Origin of the sequence: Kribbella sp. NPDC056345 (assembly GCF_042262745.1) — a bacterium.
In the GTDB taxonomy this organism is placed as follows: Bacteria; Actinomycetota; Actinomycetes; order Propionibacteriales; family Kribbellaceae; genus Kribbella.
On sequence record NZ_JBHJQQ010000007.1, the window covers coordinates 226,333 to 248,103 of the forward strand.

Here is a 21,771-nt window from a genome sequence, read left to right on the forward strand (position 1 = left end):
CCATTGTCCTTCGGTGCGCTACCGTCGCCGCCATGGCCCCAGCAGAACCTGAGCCCGACGCCGAACCCGATCCCGGGCCGGCCAAGCAGAGCCCGAAGAGTCTGTTCTGGGTGTGCGCGGCGGTCACGGTGCTGATCGGCGCGTTCCAGTACTCGCACAGCCTGAGCGGGACGGACGGCCTCGACGCGCTCGCCGTACTCGGCCTGATCGTGATGACGTTGCTCGTGCTGATCCTGGCCGGCATCTACGCGCTCTGCGCCCTGGAGCGCACAGATCTGCACCACCGCCTGTACGGCCGGCTCGACCTGTTCCAGGCGATGACGATCCTGTTCGTGGCGGCGGTGCTGGTCGGCGTACTGATTCCGCCGCGCACCACCACGACGCTCGGGCTGCTGCTGCCCTTCGGTATCGCCTACTGGCTCTACCACCTCACGACGGAGAAGAGCGAGTAGCTAGTTGAGGTGTGAGCGCAGGTAGTCGATGTCGGTCTTCTGACCGTGATCGGCGTTCGGCGTCTCGACCACGACCGGCGCACCGGCGGCCTCGACGACGGCGACGATGTGCGCCGGGTCGATGTGCCCGTCCTCGAAGTTGGCGTGCCGGTCGGCACCCGAGCCGAACTCGTCGCGGGAACCGTTCGCATGCACCAGATCGATCCGGCCGGTGATCGCCAGCACCTTCTCGACGATCGACGGCAGCTCCTCACCGGCCGCGTGGAAGTGGCAGGTGTCGAGGCAGAAGCCGACGTTCTCCAGGCGGTCGTTGCCGGACGCCTGGACGGCCTCCCAGAGCCGCTCGATCCGCTCCAGCTGGCGGGCCATCGCGTTCTCACCGCCGGCCGTGTTCTCGATCAGCAGCGGGACCGGTAGCTCGGCGCGCTCGATGCACTTGCGCCAGTTGTCGAAACCGGCCTCCGGGTCGTCGTCGTCACCGACGTGCCCGCCGTGCACGATGACGCCCTTGACGTCGATCTCGGCCGCCTTGTCGAGCGTCTGCTGGAGCAGCTTGCGGCTCGGGATCCGGATCCGGTTGTTCGTGTTCGCCACGTTCAGCCGGTACGGCGCGTGCACGTACAGATCGACGCCGGCCGCGGCGGCCCGCTCCCGCAGCGCCTCCTCGCCGTCGGCATACGCCACCTTCGGCGCCTTGTAGTCCTGCGGATTGCCCAGGAAGAACTGCACCAGGTCGGCACCCCGATCGGCCGCCTCGGCCAGCGGGTCCTCCTGGTCCACATGTGCACCAAGCTTCAAGCTCATGCATCCACCCTAGAACTGTCGTCCGACAGTTCTCGACCAGCCGGGCCTACGCTGGCTTGGTGATCACTCCGAGCTTGTTCCGTGCCCTGCGTCCCGGTCCCGTCGAGGTCGACCGTCGTACGTGGTCCCTGACTGTCCACGAGCTCGGTGTGCTGCGGGTGCCGAGTGGGCGGCTTGAGGCCTCGGACCCGTTCGTGACGCTGGGCGAGGGGCCGGTTGTCGACGTACCGCCGGGGGACTATCCGGTGTTCGTGACCGTGGCGGACGTGTCCGATGCCCAGGACGGGAGTCACCTGCGCGAGGCCTACCTGTCGGTGCGACTTGCCGAGGGTGAGGTGGCTGGGGTCGAGGCTGCGACGAGTGGGGACGAGGAGCTCGGCGAGGACGAGTTCTGGCTGGTCCCGGTGGACGCGGGCACGGTCGCCTTCGCGGACGCCGAGGCGGTCCGGACCCTGATGCCCGAGGGCGACTGGTACGAGGACCTCTTCGAGAACGACAGCGACCAGAGCTGGTTCGCGCTGATGGACTCGCCCGACCACCTGCGCGAGGGCTGCGCGAACATCGTGCTGCCGCTGGCCACGGAGGGTGAGAATCTCGTCCTCGCACACTCCGGCTGGGGTGACGGTGCGTATCCGGTGGTGCGGACGGTGGCCGCGGACGGGAGCACGCTCGGGATCCATATCGACCTGCTGGTCGTGGGTCCGGAGAGTGACGACTGACCAACCGGCAGTGAGGACGACGGCGTACGTTGCCCTGTGGATATGGTCAATCCGCTGTCCGAACGCTGGTATTCTTTGGATGTGGCCCGGTCCATCGACCGGGCTCGTTGCTTGGCATCGGCGGCAAGTGCCGATGTGAAGTGCAATCGCATCGCCCTCCTGCCACGGAAAGACCGTGGCCGCCAAAGTCCGAAGGAGGTGGAGTTCGCGCATGCGTCGTTATGAAGTCATGGTGATTCTCGACCCGGAGCTCGACGAGCGCACGGTCGAACCGTCCATCGACACGTACCTGAACATCGTCCGCAAGGAGGGTGGCACCGTCGAGAAGCTCGACATCTGGGGCCGCCGCAAGCTTGCGTACGACGTCAAGAAGAAGGCCGAAGGCATCTATGCCGTCATCGACCTGACCGCGGAGCCCGCGGTGGTGAAGGAGCTCGACCGTCAGCTCACGCTGAACGAGTCGATCCTCCGCACCAAGGTCATCCGGCCGGACCAGCACTGACCCTGGGGTCGTCAGCAGCCATCGGTACTGTCGGCACCAGCCGGTACCAATAGCTGTAGACACAGTCACACCCGAATGCAGGAGGAACGGCAATGGCAGGCGAAACCGTCGTCACACTGGTCGGCAACCTTGTCGACGATCCGGAGCTCCGGTTCACGCCGTCCGGTGCGGCCGTCGCGAACTTCCGGATCGCGTCGACCCCACGGACGTACGACCGGCAGTCCGGTGAATGGAAGGACGGCGAATCGCTGTTCCTGAGTTGTTCCGTCTGGCGCCAGGCCGCGGAGAACGTGGCCGAGTCGCTGCAGCGCGGAATGCGCGTGATCGTGCAGGGCCGGCTGAAGTCGCGTTCGTACGACGACCGTGAGGGCCAGAAGCGCACGGTCTTCGAGATCGACGTCGACGAGGTCGGTCCGAGTCTGCGCAGCGCCACCGCCAAGGTGACCAAGGCCATGCGGTCGGGTCCCGGCGGCGAAGGTGGCGGCGGCAACTTCGGTGGTGGCGGTGGCGCTCCTCAGGGTGGCGGCAACTTCGGTGGCGGCGGCCAAGGTGGCGGCGCCCCGCAGAACGACCCCTGGGCGACCCCGCAAGGCGGTGGCGGCGGCGGTCAGGCCGCTCCGCAGAACGACCCCTGGGCCAGCCAGGGCGGCGGCTCGATGGAGGAGCCCCCGTTCTGATCCGGTCCTCCGGGTTTCAACTTCGAAAGACAGACCATTCCGGCATCCGTGCCGGGCTCTGGAAGTAGGAAGAGAGCACCACAATGGCCAAGATCATTCGGAAGCCGAAGAAGAAGGTTTGCGGCTTCTGCAAGGACAAGGCGACGTACGTCGACTACAAGGACACCGCGCTGCTGCGCAAGTTCATCTCGGACCGCGGCAAGATCCGCGCCCGCCGGGTGACCGGGAACTGCGTGCAGCACCAGCGCGACGTGGCCACCGCTATCAAGAACGCTCGTGAGGTGGCTCTGCTGCCCTACACGAGCACCGCTCGCTGAGGGAGGTCCGACACATGAAGCTCATTCTGCAGCAGGAGGTCGAGGGCCTCGGAGCCCCCGGCGACATCGTTGAGGTCAAGGACGGCTACGGCCGTAACTACCTGGTTCCGCGCGGTCTGGCCCTCGGCTGGACGCGGGGCGCCGAGAAGCAGATTCAGTCGATCAAGCGGGCGCGTGATGCCCGGGCGATCCAGGGCAAGGAGCACGCGAGCGAGGTCAAGAACCAGCTCGAGCAGCTCGCTGTCACGCTGGGCGTCAAGGCCGGCGACACCGGCCGCCTGTTCGGTTCGGTGACCCCGGCCGACGTCGCCGGTGCCATCAAGGCCGCCGGCGGCCCGCTGGTCGAGAAGCGCGCGATTTCGATCGCGTCGCCGATCAAGACCACCGGCAAGCACCAGGTCTCGGTCCAGCTGCACCCCGAGGTGGCCGCCACGGTCCGCCTCGAAGTAACCGCTGCCTGACCCAGCCCCACACAAAGGCCCGCGTCCCCCTCAGGGAACGCGGGCCTTCGTGCATTCAGCCTGCTTTGGGGGCGGGCCAGCGTGGGGGTTTGGGGTCTTCGTCGCCGCCGACGGCGCCGGGCTTTTCGATTCGGGGGTAGCGCACCGGCAGTGGATCTCCGGTGTTGCCGCCGGTGGCCGGGCGCTGGATCTCTGGGTACTTCGCTGGGGTTGGGTCGTCCTCGGTGGCTGCTGCCGGGGTCAGGCAGGCGGCCGCGGCCAGCAGGCCTGTGACAGCGGTGGTCAGGAGGCGCTTCACTTCTTGGCCAGGGCGTAGACGACGGAGTCGTGCAGGATGATCGCGTGGCTGCCGGCGATACCCCACGGGCGTGCGGTGTCGGTGGGCAGGGTGGTCGGCTTGCCGCCTGGTGTGATGGCGATCAGGTTGCTGCCCGTCGTACCGAAGATCGTCGTTCCGGTGATCGAGTACGGGCGGAAGTTCGGCTGGATCGAGGTGCGGCCGTTGCTGAAGTTGATCAGGCACGCGCCCCAGGCCGCGATCTTCCGGCTCGGGTCCGGCAGCCACTGCCAGTTCTGGGCATCGTTCACGTTCTGGGCGCGGCAGGTGGCGACGACCGCACCGGTCGCGGTCGACTGCACGGTGGGGATCACCTCGTCCTTCTTGCCGTTGGTGTAGAACGTCAGGACCAGCTCCGGGCTTGCGGCAACCACCCGCTCGATGTCCTTGCCGCCACCCGGCTTCTTGAGTTCGACCTCCTGAAGGTCCTTGCCCGGCTCGCTCCAGTACAACGGTCCGGCGTACCGGGCGATCAGTGCCTTGGTGCCTTGGGCAAGCAGCACGGTCGACAGTCGCGGCTGGTTCGGGACCGCCTTCAGCTCGCTGCCGGTCACCACGCTGGCGCCGGCATCACCGGCCAGGTCGACGAGGGGCGACGTACCGAAGAACTGGACGGCTGACGAGTTCGGGAGCTCGATCTCGATCGCCTCGGCGCCGCCACCGGGCCAGTAGTACAAGGTGTCCTCGGATGCGACGGCCAGCACCGGCTTGCCGTCGATGGTCGTGTAGACCGGGCTCTCCGCGCCGTTCGGCACCTTGTCCTGCCACTGCACCTTGCCGTCGCTGTTGAAGACCGCGACCTTGTGGTCGGAGGTCAGGACCGCCACCTCGCTGCCGTCCGGTGACACCGCCGGCGTCGTGTTCGCCGCGATGTCGACCGACCAGTCGGCCTTGGCCGACCAGCCCGGCGGCACCGGGCGGGCGGAGAACTGGTCCGGAGCGACACTCGGCTCGGGCAGCGGTGGCAGCTTGCCCGGCTCGGTCTTCGCGACCGGAGCGCCGCCCGACTTGCGGAAGACCTGCAAGTACAGAACGGTGCCGAAGATCAGCACACCGGCCATGACGAACGCGACGATGATCGGCCAGATCGGCTTTTGCGCGTTGCCGCCACCGCCACCTCCGCCGCCCCCGCCACCACCGCGCTTGCGGGTCTGCGCCTGAACGGCCTCGACCTCACCGTCGGGGTGGATGATCAGTGGCCAGGACGTGCCGTCGGCCTCGACCGCGGTCGCCTTCATCGCCCGGCCGAGTTGCGCCGCGCGCTCGGCCACCAACGCGATCGCGGCCTGCCGCGGATCGTGGTGGTTGACCGGGTGACCGCGACCTGCGATCTTGACCTCGGCGTTGTGGTCGTCGTAAAGCCGAATCGTGACCTTTGGCCAGGACGGGATCTTCTCAGCCACGATGACCTCTCATTCCCGCCACAGATCTCCCTCGTTCATCCGGAGCCGACGCACTCGTTCTAGCATGTCCCCCGCACCCGAAGGCATGCCAGGAGACTTCCGGCAGGCAGAAACCCCGTGGAGCCGCCGGCTCCACTGACCCCGACAAGGGGGTAGAAACATCCTCGCCTGTGGATGGGTCACGAACGTACACCCGGAAAGCGAGACAATACTGTGGGCGGCAGCCAGTGACGCAGCGGGAGAGGAGGTCTCATGACGCAGAATCCGTGGACCCGGCAACAACAGCCGGAACCGGGTCCGGCGCCGGGACCCGCCCAGGCTGCGAACCTGACGCCGCGGGGTCCGTCCGCGCCCCAGCACGGTGTTCCGGCGCCCGCGGAGGACCAGCGGTTGCCGAAGTTCGCGATCCCGGCGGCCGACACGCTGTGGTGGGTCGGCGCGCACGGCGGCGCCGGCGAGTCCACGATGGCGCAGCTGCTGCCGGGGACCCGCGCGGCCAATCACCGCTGGCCGATCCCGCCGCCACCGGTGCCGACCCCGGTCATCCTGGTCGCCCGGACGAACGGGTTCGGTCTGCGCGCTGCCCAGCGGGCGGCGACCGAGTGGGCCTCCGGTGTCGTGCAGGGTGTGGCCGTGCTCGGCCTGGTACTGATCGCGGACGCCCCGGGCCGGCTGCCCCGGGTGCTCGACGACTTCGCCGACATCGTCGGCGGCGGCGTCCCCAGAGTCTGGGAACTTCCCTGGATCGAGGAGTGGCGCAGAGGGGAGGTTCCCACGCCCGAGAACACCCCTGACGAGGTTTTCGAAGTTCTTGAATCCATCTACGCTCTTCGCGCGTCCAACCCAGCGGACTATCCCGCCCCGTACTGAAAGGCTGTACTTCGATGATGTTGGCACACCTGATCTCGGAGGTTCCCTCCTTGCTCCCGCTCGGCGGCCAGCGGCCTCCGGGTGCGGAGAAGCTCGATCTCGTCATCGACTGGGTGCGCTGGATCGCCTTCACCATCTGCGTCCTGGGCATCCTGATCGCCGGCGCGATGATGGCGGTCGGTCAGCGCCGTGGTGAGGGTGGCGAGCACGCCGCCCGGCTCGGATGGGTGCTGGCGGCCTGCATCGTGATCGGTTCCGCGTCGCTGCTCGTCGGCGCGCTCCAGGGCAACTGACAGCGTCTCCGACGGGAGTCTGATCGACGGTGGGGCTGTTCAGCAGGAGTTCCGGCTCCGACGACGACGGCGGTGACGAATCGACCGGCTTCTGGCAGGAGCGGGGGTTCGTCGCCGGCGCCGTCATCCTCGGCGCAGTGGTGATCTGTGCGCTGCTCTGGGTGTTCACCCGGGACACGACACCTGAGGCACAGCCGTCCCCGACGCCGGTGCCGACGGTGACCGATCCGACCGGTGCACCCACCGAGGAGCCGACCGGGCCGCCCGCGACACCCGATCCCACCACCACCAGTACGCCGACGCCCAAGCCCCCGGTCCTCGGGAGTGGTGGCTGCAAGACCGCCAAGCCGCCCCAGGGGATTCCGCGGGTGGCACCGGTGGGTGTCACCTGGCAGTTCGAGGGCGACCTGCTGTTCCCGCTCCAGCAACAGGCCGGGCCGGCCGCGATGGACCGCAACGGCGTGCGCTCCTGTTTCGCACACTCGCCGACCGGCGCGGTGTTCGCGACGTTCGTGCTGCTGGCCCAGATCAAGAACCCCGCGCTGACCGCCGACGTGCTGGCCACCCGGATCGCTCCGGGACCGGGCCGGGACGCCGCCGTCGCGCAGAACCGGGCCACCCCGACTCCGCGGGACGAGAGTCGCGGGGGTCAGTTCGCCGGCTTCAAGGTGGTCGACTACGAGCCGGACCGGGCGATCATCTCGATCGCCGTCCGCTTCGACGAGCGAACCGTCGGCGCGCTGCCGGTCACCATGGTCTGGACCGGCAAGGACTGGAAGGGCAAGCTGCAGGCCGACGGCAGCTTCAACGGCAGCACCGAGCCTGACCTGCTCGGCTCACTGGAGAGCTACGTCGGATTCCAGGGGGCCTGATGATCGTCCTCGGATGTTCGCTGGCGCCCTGGGACTGGGACGACTGTGTCGAGGAATTCCTCGGCGAAGTGGTCCAACGGACGCTGACGCCGATCTTCAAGTTGTTGCTCAAGGCAATCGCCGACGTGATCATCGCGGCCGTCGAGGCGGTGATGAAGGCAGTCGGCTTCCTGTGGATCTACATCAAGACCCCGGACATCGGCCAGAGCGGCACGGTCTGGTGGGTGCACGGACGAACGACGTACATCATGATCGCGGTGGCCACCATCGCGGTCATCATCGGCGCGATCCAGATGGCGGTCTCGCACCGCGGCGAGCCGCTGCGCGACATCCTCAAGGCGCTGCTCACGATGGTCGTGGTGAACGCCGGTCTGCTGTTCGTCACCTCGACCCTGATCAACGCCTCCGACCAGTTCTCGTCGTGGATCATCGGCCGCGCGCTGGCCGCCAACGACCACGACTTCGCCAAAGAGCTCACGCTGACGATGGTCGATCCACTCAAGGACCCCGGGGAGTTACTGGGCTTCGCCCTGGTGATCTTCATCGGGATCCTGATGGTGATCACGGCGATCATCCAGCTCGCGCTGATGATCGTCAGATACGGGATGCTGATCCTGCTGGTCGGGATCTTCCCACTGACCGCCGCGGCCACGAACACCGAAGTGGGGATGATGTGGTTCAAGCGATCACTGGCCTGGCTGGGCGGCTTCATCATCTACAAACCCGTGGCCGCGCTGATCTACGCGGCCGCCATCACGATGATCTCCACGCCCGCCGTCCCTGAAGGGGTGACGGCGGAAAAGGGAGCACCTGAGCTGATGAACCTCATGATGGGCATCACCATGATGCTGCTCGCCGTGGTCGCGCTACCGGCCATCCTCCGTTTCGTCTCGCCGAAGACGTCCTGATATGAGCCCCCTCTACCTGATCCCGCTCTGCGGCAGCTGGCTGGACTGTGTGTGGCAGGCCATCAAGGACTGGATCGGCGACCAAGTGAAGTGGTTGATTGGCATGATCTTCCAGCCGATTCTCGATGCGATCTCCTCGGCCGTGACGGTGATCATGGGGACGATCGGCACCTTCTGGGTCTACGTCGACACGGTGCCCGTCGGTAAGGACCCGATGAGCCGGGAGGCGGGCCGGCCCGCCAGCGGCACCGTGCAGTGGATGTGGGACCACACGCAGTACATCGCCTTCTTCGTCGCCGTCCTCGGTGTCCTGGTCGCCTGTATCAAGCTGGCCTACACCCAGCGGGGGGAGTCGATCCGGGACATCCTGCGCTCGCTGCTCACGCTCGGCGTCGCCTCGGCGCTGGCGGTCGGTGTCACCCAGGCGCTGATCGAGTTCGGCGACCGGTTCTCCCGGTGCATCGTCACCACCTCGTTGTTCGACGATCCGAACTCCCCGTGGAAGTGCGATCCCGGTGACCTGGTGCGGGAGATCGGCCCGGACGGCAAGGCCAAGAGTTTCGGCGGCGCGATGGTCGCGATGCTGGCGGTCTCGCGGACGGTCGGCCCGATCGGCATCGGGCTGGCGATCGCGATCGGCATCCTGGCGATCATCGCCGGGGTGATCCAGATCGTGCTGATGGTGGTGCGCAGTGCGCTGCTGATCCTGCTGGTCGGCGTCCTGCCGATCGCGGCGGCCGCGACCCACACCGAGATGGGCCGGAACTGGTTCAAGAAGCTGCTCGGCTGGATGCTCGCCTTCATCCTCTATAAACCGGTGGCCGCGATCATCTATGCGACCGCGATCAGATTGACCTCGAACAACGGCCAGGGCCTGAACTTCGCCGACGGCGATGCCGCGGCGACCTCGGTGATGAACATGGTCACCGGTCTGACCCTGCTGATCCTCGCGCTGTTCGCGCTGCCCGGCCTGATGCGGTTCATCGTGCCGATGGTCGCCGCCACGGCGGGCAATGCCGGCGCCGGCATGATCGCGGCCAAGATGGTCGGTGCCGACAAGCTGGCCGGCAAGATGCAGGACTCGCTTCAGGGCGACGGCGGCAGCGGCAGTGAGGGCGGCGGCGGTGACGGCCCAAGCGGCGCCAAGAACGTCGGCAAGGCCAAGCAGCAGGCGAGTTCGAGCGGTGGACCGAAGGGCGGGGCACCGACCGGTGGCGGTGGCGCACCGCCGCCCACGGCCGGCGCCGGCGCTGGAGGCGGTGCCGCCGGCGGTGGTGCGGCAGCAGGCGGTGGAGCGGCAGCCGGAGGCGGTGCGGCAGCTGGCGGCGCTGCAGCGGCTGCTGGTCCGGCGGCCGCGGTGGCGGCACCGATCGCGATCGTCGCCGCCGGTGTGAAGGCGACCAAGCAGATCGGCGAGACTGCCGCGCAGGAAACCCTCGGCGACGACGGGCCGCAGGGCTCCAGCGACAGCGAGGGTGGCAGCAAGGGCGGCCAGCAGGGCGGCGGCGGTGACGGTCCGTCGGGCAGCGGCGGACCACCAAGTGACCCGAGGCGTTCCGAGGGTGCCCGGGCTCGGGCACGGGCCAACGACGACCGGCGTGACCAGGACAGACGAGACTCGGACGGACCACGTGGCAGCAGCTGACAACGTACGAAGCGCTCCGCGCACCTACGGCAACTGGCGGCAGCCCGCCTCGGCGGGGATCGCCGGCCTGGGATCGCTCGGTACGGCCATCATGATGGGTGGCCTGCTGGCGACGATCTTCTCGATGATGGCCGGCGGCATCCTCGGCGCCGTGATCTGCCTGCTGGTCGTCGGCGTCATCCTGCTGCTGCTGATGACCAAGGACAAACACAACCTGTCCGCCCTGCAACGGCTCTCGACCCGAATTGGATGGCAACGAGCAAAGATGGCGAAACACAACATCTACCGTTCCGGTCCGCTCGGCCGTACCGCCTGGGGCAAGTTCCAGATCCCGGGCCTGGCCGCCGCCTCCCAGCTGAGCGAGTTCAAGGACTCGTACGGCCGGCCGTTCGCGCTGCTGTACTACCCGAGCACGCGGCACTTCACCGTCGTGATCAACGCCGAGCCGGACGGCGCGTCGCTGGTCGACGAGGAGCAGATCGACATCTGGGTCGCCCACTGGGGACAGTGGCTCGCCTCGCTCGGCCACGAGCCGGGCATCGTGGCCGCTTCGGTGACGGTGGAGAGTGCACCCGACACCGGCATCCGGTTGCGCCGCGAGGTCAACCACAACATCCAGCCGGGCTCACCGGCGATCGCGCAGGCGATGCTCGCCGAGGTCGTCCAGAGCTACCCGGAGGGTTCGGCGCTCGTGTCGGCCCGGGTCGCGCTGACCTTCAAGGGCACCGACCGCAACGGCAAGCGGCGCAAGGAAGACGACATGGGTCGCGAGCTCGCGTCCCGGCTGCCCGCCCTGACCCAGAGCCTGAACGCCACCGGCGCCGGGGCGGCCCGCCCCGTCACCGCGCAGGAGCTGTGCGAGACGATCCGGATCGCCTACGACCCGGCGTCCGCCGTACTGATCGATGAGGCTCGTAGCCAGGGCATGGCGCCGGAGCTGCAGTGGACCGATGTCGGGCCCGCGGGTACGCAGGCGTTCTGGGACAAGTACCGGCATGACTCCGCCTGGTCGGTGACCTGGCAGATGACGCAGGCCCCGCGCGGCGAGGTGTTCTCGTCGGTGCTGTCGCAGCTGGTCGGACCGCACAACGACATCGACCGCAAGCGCGTCACCCTGCTCTACCGGCCACTCGACGCAGCCACCGCGGCGCGCATGGTGGAGGCGGACAAGCGCAACGCAACCTTCCGCGCCACGACCAGCGACCGCCCCACGGCCCGCACCATCGCCGAGGCCCGCGCGGCCGACCGGACCGCGCAGGAAGAGGCGCGCGGTGCCGGCCTGGTGAACTTCGGCATGGTTGTCACCGGGACCGTGATGACCGCCGAGCAGATCCCGGACATGATCGCCGCCATCGACAACCTGGGGGCGACCGCGCGAGTGCTGCTCCGGCCGGCCTACGGCTCGCAGGACTCCGCGTTCGTGGCCGCGCTACCGCTCGGCGTCGTGCTGCAGAGCCACCTGGCCGTCCCAGCCGGTCTGCGGGAGGCCCTATGAGCAAGAAGAACCAGAAGACCACCGACCCGTCCCGCGGCGGCAAGCGGCCGATGCCGCGTGGCTGGCCGGGGATGGGCGGGGGTTATTCGACCTACCTCCAGGCCCCGCAGGAGTGGCGCGGTACGACGGTCCAGGTGTGCGGGTTATGGCCGTTCGCGGCCGGGACCGGCAGCCCCATGGTCGGCGTACCGATCGGCCGCAACATCCTCTCCGGCGCCACCATGTGCTGCGACCCGATCAGCTGGTTCATGCGCGCCAAACTGATCTCGAACCCGTCCATGTTCGTCCTCGGCAAGCCTGGCCTGGGGAAGTCGACGATCACCCGCCGGATGGCGCTCGGCCTGGCCGGGTACGGGATCCAGCCGTTGGTGCTCGGCGACCTCAAGCCGGACTACAAGGACCTGATCGAGGCGCTGGGTGGGCAGGTCATCCAGCTCGGTCGTGGCCGGGGGCACCTGAACATTCTTGATCCTGGTGAGTCCCGGGAGGCCGCGTTGCGGCTGACCGGGAAGGCACGGGAGGCGATTCAGGCCGACGCGCACGGGCGGCGGCAGACGATGGTGTCGGCGCTGATCTCGATCATGCGGTCGGCGCCGCCGACGGACCGTGAAGAGACGATCATCGACGAGGCCTTGAAGGTTCTCGACGAACGGCACACCGGTACGCCGGTACTGCGCGATCTGCTCAAGGTCGTGCAGGACGCGCCGGACCGGGTCCGGAACGTGGCTCTCGACCGCGGCAGCCTGGACCGCTACCGCCAGATCACCGAAGGCCTGGAGGCCTCGCTGATCGGTCTGGTCGGCGGCGGCCGGCTGGGTGAGATCTTCTCCGAGCAGACCGACAACCCGATGAAGATGGACCGGCCGGTCGTCTTCGACGTGTCCAACATCGACGACTCCGAGACGAACCTGCAGGCCGCCGTACTGCTGGCCTGCTGGTCGTACGGGTTCGGTGCGGTGGCCGTCTCGCAGGCGCTCGCCGATGCCGGGCTGGAACCGCGGCGGCACTACTTCGTCATCCTCGACGAGCTGTGGCGGGTGCTGCGGGCCGGGCGCGGGCTGGTCGACCGCGTCGACGCACTGACCCGGTTGAATCGGCAACGCGGTGTCGGGATGGCGATGATCTCGCACACCATGTCCGACCTGCTCGCGCTCGAGCACCCCGAGGACCGGATGAAGGCCAAGGGTTTCGTCGAGCGGTCCGGCATGGTCATCTGTGGTGGTCTGCCACGGGCCGAGATGGACAACCTGAACGAGGTCGTGCCGATGTCCGAGGAGGAGAAGAACATGCTCATCGGCTGGCAGGACCCGCCCGCGTGGGACCCGGCCACCGGTGAGGAGGCCGCACCTCCCGGCCGGGGCAACTTCCTGGTCAAGGTCGGTGGCCGCCCGGGGATCCCGGTGCACGTCGGCCTGACGTCGGTCGAGCGCGAGATCAACGACACGAACAAACTCTGGAAGACCGGTGCCGACGGAAGGCCGTTGAAGGTCGAGGTCGCACCGGACGGGACCGAAGCGGTCGTCGAGGAGTACAGCTTCGACGACCCGGCGATGCTGCCGCCGCCCGACCCGACCACACGGGTCGTCGTGCGGCCGGAGGTGACGAACAATGGCTGACGGTAAACGCACCACCGGACCGGGCGGCCTGTCGGTCGAGACGGTCCTGATCTTCATCGGCTGCGGCCTGTTCGTGGTCGTCGTCGGCGGTATCTGGGGTGCGCTCAAGGCGGCCGCCGCGATCGACGGGACCCGCGCCGTACCGGGTAACCCGGTCAGTGCGCTGACCCAGCTGATCCAGGGGCGGCTGCGCTGGTCCGGCGCGGCCACCGGCGTACTGATCCTCGAGATCGTGCTGCTGATCCTGATCGTTGGTGTGGTCTGGTTCCTGCTCCGGCGCCGCCAGGAGTCGGTCGGCCGGGTCGACAAGCAGGCGTTCCTGATGTCGAAGCGGTCCGAGATCTACAAGCTCACCCGCGAGGGTGCCCAGGGCATCGCCGACCGGCTCGGTGCCGGTCACGCCGGCCCGGGCATCCTGATCGGCAGGACCGTGCGGGACGGGCTGGAGGTGTTCGGGTCCTGGGAGGACATGCACGTCGACATCTGGGGACCTCGGACCGGTAAGACGACGTCCCGCGCCGTACCGGCGATCCTGGACGCTCCTGGCTCTGTCGTCGCCACGTCGAACAAGCGGGACATCGTCGACGCCACCCGCGGCCCGCGGCTCGACAAGGGGCCGGTGTGGGTGTTCGACCCGCAGGAGGTCTGCGAGGAGCCGCCGAACTGGTGGTGGAACCCGTTGACCTACATCACCGACGAGACCAAGGCGCGGGAGCTGGCGGAGCACTTCGTCGCCTCACAGCGTCAGGTCGGCGCCCAGACCGATGCGTTCTTCGACTCCGCCGGTACTGACCTGCTGGCCGGTCTGCTGCTCGCTGCAGCGGTGGCCAAGCGCCCGATCACGCAGGTGTACACGTGGCTCGCGGACCAGCGCAATGACGAGCCGGAGCGGATCCTGCGCAACACTCCAGGGCTACAGCTGTCGGCTGACGCGCTGTCCGGTGTCATCAACGCACCCGACAAGCAGCGCGCCGGTGTGTACGGCACCGCGCAGCAGAGCGCGCAGTTCCTGGTGAACCGCAAGGTCACCCGCTGGGTCATCCCGCAGGGGCCGAACGACACGCGCCCGCAGTTCAACCCGCACGAGTTCGTCCGCAAGGGCGGCACGCTGTACAGCCTGTCCAAGGAAGGCGCCGGTACGGCGGGGCCGCTGGTCACCGCATTGACCGTCGCTGTCGTGGAGGCGGCGGAAGAGTACGCCAAGGGCATGCCGATGGGCCGGATGCCGAACCCGCTGGTCGGCGTGCTGGACGAGGCGGCGAACGTCTGCCGCTGGAAGAACCTGCCCGACCTCTACAGCCACTTCGGCTCCCGCGGCATCGTGCTGATGACGATCCTGCAGTCCTGGGCGCAGGGTCAGGAGTGCTGGGGCGAGCACGGCATGGAGAAGCTCTGGTCCGCCGCGAACATCCGTGTGTACGGCGGTGGCGCGTCCGACGCGAACTTCCTCGAGCGGCTCAGCAAGCTGATCGGCGACTACGACATCATCTCCAGCTCGGTCTCGTACAACGAGGGCAAGCGGGGCACCAGCCGGCAGACGCAGCGGCAGAACATCCTGGAGATCTCGGACCTGGCCGCCATGCCGCCGGGGCGGGCTGTGGTGTTCCCGTCCGGCATCCCGGCCACCATGGTGAAGACGGTGCCGTGGTTCACCCGTCCGGACGCCGCAGTGGTCAAGGCGTCACTGGCGAAGTACGACCCCGGTGCTTCGGCGCCGCAGGTCACGCAGGGCTCGGCCAACCCGTGGGTGACCGGTCCGCAGGGCGGACCGCCGCCGATGCCGACCGGCGTACCGGTGTGGGAGCAGACTGAGGAGCAGCGTCGTGGATGGTGAACAGGAACTCTTCTATCCGCACGTCGCGGCGTTCGTCGAGGATCGCCTGATCTACCTGTACTCGCGGCGGATCGGCCAGCAGTACGTGTGGTGCCCGGAGTGGTTCCGGCACGCCGAGGCACTCAGCCGGCTGGACTCGATCTGGCGCGCCTGGGAGCACCTGCGGCTCGACCCGGCGACCGGGATGTCGGTCTGGTGGCGGGACCACGCGGACCCACACATGATGACGCTGCTCGACCCGGACGGCCCGTTCGCGGCCTGCCGGGGCACGCACACCGACTACCCGATCCCGCCGCTCCCAGTCGAGGAGCCGCCGGCCGGACTGTTCTTCGACCAGCGCCAGCCGAACGTGCGAGGGATCTAGAGGTCCAGGTCCAGGCCGGTGTCCTTCTCGCGCTTCTTGGTCTTGCGCGGCTGGACGAACTTCCGGGCCTCGGGCGGCTGGGCGGGGCGCCGGGCGGCATCGCTGGCCGGCGCCTGCTCTCCGGCGTACCGGTCGGCGACACGGTCGTCGTACGCCGCCTCTCGGTCCTCGCGGTCACCCGCGCGCTGGTAGCGGCGGCCGGCAGCTGCAGTGGCGTCCGCGCCGGGTTCGTCCGGGCGGGCGGCCGCCTCGTCGAGCAGGTGGTTGCCGTGGGCATGGTCGCTGCGCGCCTGGCGCCGTTCGGCATCAGCCAGCTCGCGGTGCCGGGTGCTGGCGGCGTCGTTGGCCTCGGCGAGCCGGATGGCTTCGGTGGTCTCCGCAGTGGCGTCCAGCAGCTCACGACGGTCGCGGATCTCCTCGAGCTCACGCTGCTCGTGCGCAGCCTGTTCGAGCTCTTCTTCTTCGCGTTCCTCGACCAGCTCGTCGTCCTTGTCGACCATGCGCCCCACGATGCCGCATTTTCGGGGTCAGCGGGTAGCCCCTGTGACCAGCCAGGCGTCTCCACGCTCCCTGGTCACCAAGGTGAGTAGGCGGACCAGCATGAAGCCGCCGAACGCCCACCACAGCGCCACGATGCCACCGTCGAACCACAGCACGCTCAGAGCCAGTGGGACATACAGGAGGAGCGCTGCGACGCCTGCGATCGCCAGGTAGCGGCCGTCGCCGGCTCCGATGAGTACACCGTCCAGCACGAAGACCACGCCGTTCAGGGGCTGCCAGATGGCTGCCACGAGGAGCACTGCGGCGAGTGTTCGCCGTACGTCGGGGTCTGCGGTGAACCAGGGCACGTAGACCGCGCGCAGCCCCCAGAGTGCGAGTCCACAGACCGCACCGGACCACAGACCCCACCACATCATCCGTCTGGTGATGGAACGGGTGCCTGCGACGTCACCGGCACCCAGTGCTCGGCCGGTGAGCGCCTGGGCAGCGATGGCGATCGCGTCGAGTGCCAGCGCCAGGAAGTTCCAGAAGGTGAAGGCGACCTGGTGCGCCGCGACGGACGTCGTACCGAGGGAGGTGGCGACGAACGTGAGCAAGATGATTGCCGCACGCAACGTCAGGGTGCGGACGATCAGCGGCACACCCATCTGCGCGGACGCGAGGATGCCGGGCAGATCCGGCGTGAGCTTGGCACCGTCACGCCGGGCGCCGCGGACCACCACCACGACCAGCGCGACCCCGGCCGCGGTCTGGGCGAGCGCCGTACCGAGGGCGGAGCCTGCGATGTCCAGGTGCAGGCCGTAGACCAGCAGGAGGTTCAGAACGATGTTGAGGAGGTTGGCGGAGATGGCGACGACCATCGGCGTCCTGGTGTCCTGCAGACCACGCAGTACGCCGGTCGCCGCGAGAAGGATCAGCATGGACGGGATGCCGAAGCAGGAGATGCGCAGGTAGGTCACCGCGTACTCAGCCACGTCGGGGGATGGGTTGAAGGCGTTGATGGCGTGGGGAGCGAACACAACACCGGCCAGGGCGAGTACGACGCCCAGCAGCAGCGCCAGCCAGAGTCCGTCGATGCCCTGGGCCAGTGCGCCGCGGTGATCGCCCGCCCCGATCCGGCGTGCGACGGCCGAGGTGGTTCCGTACGCCAGGAACACGCAGATACCGACGAGGGTCTGCAGGATGGTCCCGGCGACCCCCAGAGCGGCCAGCTGCGGCGTCCCGAGGTGGCCGATGATGGCCGAGTCCGCGAGCAGCATCAGCGGCTCCGAAACCAGCGCCACGAAGGCGGGAACGGCCAGCTGCAGGATCTCCCGATCCTGGCCCCTGACCCAGCGTCCGCGACTCACTGGAGGCACGTTACCCACGGGCTGTGGGGTTGCCTGTGAAAAGTACCCCGACTTTTTCTTCTCCACAGTTGTGCATTGGTGAAACCGCAGGTCAGAGGCTTGCTGGGGATTGTTGCCCACAGATATCCACAGGGTTGTTCCCAACCTGTGCACAGGCGTTCGCGGGGTTTCCCACAGTTCGTCCACATCCCCTGTGGACGGCTGGCTACCACCTGGGGACGAGACCGGCGTACGGTCGCGTGCCTGGGTACCCAGGCGGGCGGTCGAAATCTGTCCGTCGGTGCGGCTACGGTTCGATCAGGTGTTCGAACCCCGGTCGTCGGTGGTTCGGGGCAGCGGCGAACGAGGAGGTCGGACGAGATGAGCGTGGCGGAGTTCCGTGGCCAGGACGGCGGCCACGAGGAGCGCAGGCCCGAGATGGGGTTCGACCGCACGCCGCCGCAGGATCTGGCCGCGGAGCAGTGTGTGCTCGGCGCGATGATGCTGTCGAAGGATGCCATCGCCGATGTCATCGAGACCCTGCGCGGGACGGACTTCTACCGCCCGGCGCACGAATCCGTCTTCGACGCCATCACCGACCTGTACGCCCGCGGTGAGCCGGCCGACGCGATCACCGTCGCCGCCGAGCTGACCAAGCGCGGCGACATGGCCCGGATCGGTGGCGCGCCGTACGTGCACACCCTGGTCGCCTCGGTGCCGCTCGCGGCGAATGCGGGCTACTACGCGCACATCGTCCGGGAGAAGGCGATCCTGCGCCGGCTGGTCGAGGCCGGCACCAAGATCGTCCAGCTCGGGTATGCGGGTGAGGGTGAGGTCGACGACGTCGTCGACGAGGCGCAGGCCGAGATCTACTCGGTCACCGACAAGCGCACCACCGAGGACTACGCCCCGCTGAAGGACATCATGGAGGGCGCCCTCGACGAGATCGAGGCGATCGACTCCCGCGGTGACTCGATGGTCGGCGTACCGACCGGGTTCACCGACCTCGACGAGCTGACCAACGGCCTGCACCCCGGCCAGATGATCATCGTCGCCGCCCGTCCCGCCATGGGCAAGGCGCTCGCTCTCGACACCCCGCTGCCCACGCCGACCGGCTGGACCACGATGGCCGAGGTCGCCGTCGGCGACCAGCTGCTCGACGCCGAAGGACTGCCGACCACGGTCGTCGCGGCGACCGACGTGATGACGGACCGCCCGTGCTTCCGGCTCTCGTTCTCCGACGGCAGCGCCATCGTCGCTGACGCCGAGCACCAGTGGCTGGTCGAGGACGGCGGCCGCCCGCTGGTCTGCACCACCGCCGACCTGTTCACGGCGATGTCCGCAAGCCCCGGCCTGACCCCGCCGATCCCCGGCTCGGCGCCCCGCCGGATCACCGGCCACGGCTTCCCGGCCGCGCTCGCCGGCGAGGGCGAGCGCCGCATCGAGTGGATCGACCGCGTCGCCGGCGTCCCCGTCCGCTGCGTCGAGGTCGACAACGCCGCCCACCTCTACCTGGCCGGCAAGACCATGATCCCCACGCACAACTCCACCCTCGGCCTCGACTTCGCCCGCTCCGCCTCCATCAAGCACGGCCTCACCTCGTGCGTCTTCTCCCTGGAGATGAGTCGCAACGAGATCACCATGCGCCTCCTCTCCGCCGAGGCCAAGGTCCCCCTGCACCACATGCGCAACGGCAAGATGACCGACGAGGACTGGGCCCGCCTGGCCCGCAAGATGGGCGAAGTCTCCGAAGCCCCGCTCTTCATCGACGACTCCCCGAACCTCACCATGATGGAGATCCGCGCCAAGGCCCGCCGCCTCAAACAGCGCCACGACCTCCGCCTCATCATCATCGACTACCTCCAGCTGATGACGTCGGGCAAGAAGGTCGAGTCCCGCCAGCTCGAAGTCTCCGAGTTCTCCCGCTCCATCAAGCTCCTCGCCAAAGAACTAGAACTCCCCGTAGTAGCCATCTGCCAGCTCAACCGAGGCTCCGAACAACGCTCCGACAAACGCCCCATGGCCTCCGACCTCCGCGAATCGGGCTGTCTGACCGCGGACACCCGGCTGATGCGGGCCGACACCGGTGCGGAGATCTCGCTGGGCGAGCTGCTGGCCACGGACGCGCGAGACATCCCGGTCTGGTCGCTGGACGATCGGCTGAAGCTCGTGCCGCGGACGCTGACCCATGCCTTCCCGAGCGGGGTGAAGGAGGTCTTCCGGCTGAAGCTCGCCTCCGGCCGGGAGATCAAGGCGACCGCGAACCACCCCTTCCTCACGTACGACGGCTGGAAGCCGCTCGGTGAGCTGGCACCGGGTGCCCGGCTGGGTTCTCTGCGCCACGTCCCACCGCCGCTGAACGTCACCCCGTGGGACGAGGACGAGATCACGCTCCTCGCCCACCTGCTCGGCGACGGCTCATTCGTGAAGCGTCAGCCGATCCGCTACGCAAGCATCGACGAGGCGAACCTGACCGCAGTCGGCGAGGCTGCCAACCGGCGCTTCGGCATCACCCCGATCCGCGACGAGTACGCCGCCGCTCGCGTAACCACGCTGCGCCTCCCCGCGCCGTACCGGCTGGCCCGCGGTAGGCGCAACCCGATCGCCGTCTGGCTCGACGGTCTCGGCCTGTTCGGCCTGCGCAGCCACGAGAAGTTCGTCCCCGACGGCATCTTCGGTCTACCGAAGGAGCAGGTCGCCCACTTCATCCGCCACCTCTGGGCAACCGATGGATCCGTCCGCTGGGACGCGAAGACCGGCCAGGGCCGCATCTACTACGCGAGCACAAGCCGCCGCCTCGTCGACGACCTCGCGCGCCTCCTCCTCCGTCACAACATCTTCACTCGCATCAAGGTCGCCAAGAAGCCGGGCTACCGTGACGGCTACCACCTGCACATCTACGGCGCGGCCAACCAGTTGCGCTTCTGCGACGAGATCGGTGTCCATGGCCTTCGCGGTCTGAAGGTCCTCGAGGTCGCGACCGCGCTGCGTGATGTGAAGGGCAACACCAACCTCGATACGGTGCCGAAGGAAGTCTGGTCCCAGGTCCGCCAGGTCCTCGCCGACCGCCAGGTCTCGCACCGCGAGTTCGCCGCAGCCATGGGCACCCAGTTCTCCGGCTCGACCTTGTGGAAGCACGCCCCCAGCCGCCAGCGCCTCGCGAAGGTAGCCGACGTCCTGGACTCCGCCGACCTCGAGGTCCTCGCCACCAACGACATCTTCTGGGACACCATCACCTCGGTCGAAAGCCTCGGCGAGCAAGAGGTCTACGACGCCACCGTCCTCGGCACCCACAACTTCGTCGCCGAAGGCATCGCTACACATAACTCGCTGGAGCAGGATGCCGACATGGTGATCCTGTTGCATCGTGAGGATGCGTACGAGCGGGAGTCGACGCGGCCGGGTGAAGCGGACTTCATCGTGGCCAAGCACCGTAACGGCCCGACCGCCGACATCACCGTGGCCTTCCAGGGTCACTACTCGCGCTTCGTCGACATGGCGCACGACGGTTGAGTTCGGAGGCGCGGCCGGCTCGGCACCACTATGTGCCGCAGTTCGTACTGCGAAATTTCGCCCACGAGTCAACAGGTAAGGTCGCCGCCTTTGACAAGGCAGCACGTCGGTTCAGCTATGTTGGCGTGCCTAGTGCGGCGCAGGTGCCGAACTTCAATCGGGATTCGTTCGGTGACGAGACGGTCGAGCTGTTGCTCGGGCGTGAGGTGGAGACTCCGGCTGCATCGGCTTTGAAGCAGCTCATTGACTCGACCTCGCAGGCAGAGTTGCGGCCAGAGCAGGTACACGCGCTTCGCCGGCTCGTAGTAGTTCAAGCTGTCAGGGGCACGCGGCAACGGCGAGTGAACACGCTGATGACCCGAGAGGCAGCTGATCTCATCAGCCTGGGTGGCCTGGATTTCGACGAGGGCGACCACCTGACCCAGGACAGTCAGCTTCGCATCACGAGGTCCTTCCTCAATGCGTGGCAGTACCTTGGCTGTGCGAGTTGGGACATGGAGTTCCTGGACTTTGAGATCGGCAGCAGCAGCGGTCTCCTCCTACCGGATCAGGGTGTTGTCGCCTTCCATCCTGATCTCGTAACTCATGGTTGGACCGACTCGTCGATCGACGAGATGTCGTGCCTCTACATGCCAATCTCTCCACATCACGCTCTCATTCTGGTCAACCCCTTGATCTCGCGAACCGTGGCGGTGCCAGATTCTCAACAACTCGTGGCTGTCGCCTACGGACAGGCGGACCGCTATCTGTACGGGCAGATGGACGCCGCGATGCGAGATCACCTCCGCTCAATGGGGCCGCGAGATACTCCGGAGGGCGGTGCTCCAACTCCGTAGGCCCACTCACGAAATCTCTTCAAG

Annotated in this window: 22 protein-coding genes; 17 read left to right on the top strand and 5 right to left on the bottom strand. The window is 68.0% G+C overall.

All coding sequences use genetic code 11. From position 1 onward, the window contains the following. Positions 1–32: 32 nt before the first annotated feature. Positions 33–452: a hypothetical protein gene (locus ACFCV3_RS25295; RefSeq protein ID WP_376033741.1), complete on the top strand. Its 420-nt coding sequence runs from the start codon at positions 33–35 to the stop codon at positions 450–452. Here ACFCV3_RS25295 and ACFCV3_RS25300 read toward each other — a convergent pair whose 3' ends face one another. Then, positions 453–1,256, bottom strand: coding sequence for a deoxyribonuclease IV (locus tag ACFCV3_RS25300; protein ID WP_376033742.1), 804 nt, complete (start codon positions 1,254–1,256; stop codon positions 453–455). A 59-nt stretch (positions 1,257–1,315) separates the two neighbouring features. Between ACFCV3_RS25300 and ACFCV3_RS25305 the strand changes: the two genes are divergently transcribed. The 5 genes from ACFCV3_RS25305 (at position 1,316) to rplI (ending at position 3,932) form a co-directional block, all read left to right on the top strand. Then, complete coding sequence (locus ACFCV3_RS25305) at positions 1,316–1,975, top strand: DUF4241 domain-containing protein (protein ID WP_376033744.1); 660 nt, start codon at positions 1,316–1,318, stop codon at positions 1,973–1,975. A gap of 211 nt (positions 1,976–2,186) precedes the next feature. After that, the gene (rpsF, locus tag ACFCV3_RS25310; RefSeq protein ID WP_132416259.1) at positions 2,187–2,477 is read left to right on the top strand and encodes a 30S ribosomal protein S6; all 291 of its coding nucleotides are present in this window, start codon (positions 2,187–2,189) and stop codon (positions 2,475–2,477) included. Positions 2,478–2,569: 92 nt separating this feature from the next. After that, entirely contained in the window at positions 2,570–3,154 is a 585-nt protein-coding gene (locus ACFCV3_RS25315; RefSeq protein ID WP_376033746.1) for a single-stranded DNA-binding protein, read from the top strand. An 83-nt stretch (positions 3,155–3,237) separates the two neighbouring features. Then, entirely contained in the window at positions 3,238–3,471 is a 234-nt protein-coding gene (gene rpsR, locus ACFCV3_RS25320; RefSeq protein ID WP_012924539.1) for a 30S ribosomal protein S18, read from the top strand. Positions 3,472–3,485: 14 nt separating this feature from the next. Beyond that, complete coding sequence (gene rplI / locus ACFCV3_RS25325) at positions 3,486–3,932, top strand: 50S ribosomal protein L9 (RefSeq protein WP_376033748.1); 447 nt, start codon at positions 3,486–3,488, stop codon at positions 3,930–3,932. A gap of 55 nt (positions 3,933–3,987) precedes the next feature. On the opposite strand, the gene ACFCV3_RS25330 is transcribed toward rplI, so the two are convergent. Together ACFCV3_RS25330 and ACFCV3_RS25335 are read right to left on the bottom strand one after the other, a co-directional pair. Next, complete coding sequence (locus ACFCV3_RS25330) at positions 3,988–4,230, bottom strand: hypothetical protein (RefSeq protein ID WP_376033749.1); 243 nt, start codon at positions 4,228–4,230, stop codon at positions 3,988–3,990. Next, positions 4,227–5,672 (bottom strand): hypothetical protein, encoded by a 1,446-nt coding sequence (locus ACFCV3_RS25335; RefSeq protein WP_376033751.1) that lies wholly within the window; start codon positions 5,670–5,672, stop codon positions 4,227–4,229. The genes ACFCV3_RS25330 and ACFCV3_RS25335 overlap by 4 nt, the downstream gene beginning before the upstream one ends. 252 nt (positions 5,673–5,924) lie before the next feature. On the opposite strand from ACFCV3_RS25335, the gene ACFCV3_RS25340 reads away from it, so the two are divergent. From ACFCV3_RS25340 to ACFCV3_RS25380, 9 genes are read left to right on the top strand one after another with little or no spacing between them, the layout of a single operon-like run. Further along, entirely contained in the window at positions 5,925–6,542 is a 618-nt protein-coding gene (locus tag ACFCV3_RS25340; protein ID WP_376033753.1) for a DUF6668 family protein, read from the top strand. Positions 6,543–6,556: 14 nt separating this feature from the next. Next, positions 6,557–6,835, top strand: a complete 279-nt coding sequence (locus ACFCV3_RS25345) for a conjugal transfer protein TrbC (RefSeq protein ID WP_132415651.1) — start codon at positions 6,557–6,559, stop codon at positions 6,833–6,835. A 29-nt stretch (positions 6,836–6,864) separates the two neighbouring features. Next, positions 6,865–7,707, top strand: a complete 843-nt coding sequence (locus tag ACFCV3_RS25350) for a hypothetical protein (RefSeq protein ID WP_376033755.1) — start codon at positions 6,865–6,867, stop codon at positions 7,705–7,707. Further along, positions 7,707–8,615 (top strand): hypothetical protein, encoded by a 909-nt coding sequence (locus ACFCV3_RS25355; RefSeq protein ID WP_376033757.1) that lies wholly within the window; start codon positions 7,707–7,709, stop codon positions 8,613–8,615. The genes ACFCV3_RS25350 and ACFCV3_RS25355 overlap by 1 nt, the downstream gene beginning before the upstream one ends. Position 8,616: 1 nt before the next feature. After that, on the top strand, positions 8,617–10,260 hold the full coding sequence (locus tag ACFCV3_RS25360; protein WP_376033759.1) for a hypothetical protein: 1,644 nt from the start codon (positions 8,617–8,619) through the stop codon (positions 10,258–10,260). Next, on the top strand, positions 10,247–11,755 hold the full coding sequence (locus ACFCV3_RS25365; RefSeq protein ID WP_376033760.1) for an SCO6880 family protein: 1,509 nt from the start codon (positions 10,247–10,249) through the stop codon (positions 11,753–11,755). The genes ACFCV3_RS25360 and ACFCV3_RS25365 overlap by 14 nt, the downstream gene beginning before the upstream one ends. After that, on the top strand, positions 11,752–13,371 hold the full coding sequence (locus ACFCV3_RS25370; RefSeq protein WP_376033762.1) for an ATP/GTP-binding protein: 1,620 nt from the start codon (positions 11,752–11,754) through the stop codon (positions 13,369–13,371). The genes ACFCV3_RS25365 and ACFCV3_RS25370 overlap by 4 nt, the downstream gene beginning before the upstream one ends. Then, the gene (locus tag ACFCV3_RS25375; RefSeq protein WP_376033764.1) at positions 13,364–15,205 is read left to right on the top strand and encodes a type IV secretory system conjugative DNA transfer family protein; all 1,842 of its coding nucleotides are present in this window, start codon (positions 13,364–13,366) and stop codon (positions 15,203–15,205) included. Before ACFCV3_RS25370 ends, ACFCV3_RS25375 begins: the two co-directional genes overlap by 8 nt. Next, on the top strand, positions 15,195–15,569 hold the full coding sequence (locus tag ACFCV3_RS25380; protein WP_376033766.1) for a DUF4913 domain-containing protein: 375 nt from the start codon (positions 15,195–15,197) through the stop codon (positions 15,567–15,569). Before ACFCV3_RS25375 ends, ACFCV3_RS25380 begins: the two co-directional genes overlap by 11 nt. Here ACFCV3_RS25380 and ACFCV3_RS25385 read toward each other — a convergent pair. Both ACFCV3_RS25385 and ACFCV3_RS25390 read right to left on the bottom strand, forming a co-directional pair. Then, positions 15,566–16,069 carry a hypothetical protein gene (locus ACFCV3_RS25385; RefSeq protein ID WP_376033767.1) on the bottom strand — a complete coding sequence of 168 codons (504 nt, stop codon included), beginning with the start codon at positions 16,067–16,069 and terminating at the stop codon, positions 15,566–15,568. The two genes, ACFCV3_RS25380 and ACFCV3_RS25385, sit on opposite strands and share 4 nt — an antisense overlap. 27 nt (positions 16,070–16,096) lie before the next feature. Beyond that, positions 16,097–17,419 (bottom strand): MATE family efflux transporter, encoded by a 1,323-nt coding sequence (locus tag ACFCV3_RS25390; RefSeq protein WP_376033769.1) that lies wholly within the window; start codon positions 17,417–17,419, stop codon positions 16,097–16,099. A 417-nt stretch (positions 17,420–17,836) separates the two neighbouring features. Here ACFCV3_RS25390 and ACFCV3_RS25395 point away from each other — a divergent pair, with 417 nt between their 5' ends. After that, a complete protein-coding gene (locus tag ACFCV3_RS25395) occupies positions 17,837–20,911 on the top strand; it encodes a replicative DNA helicase (protein ID WP_376034226.1) in 3,075 nt (1,024 codons plus the stop codon). A gap of 32 nt (positions 20,912–20,943) precedes the next feature. Further along, positions 20,944–21,747, top strand: coding sequence for a DUF4238 domain-containing protein (locus ACFCV3_RS25400; protein ID WP_376033771.1), 804 nt, complete (start codon positions 20,944–20,946; stop codon positions 21,745–21,747). The last annotated feature ends 24 nt before the right edge of the window (positions 21,748–21,771 follow it).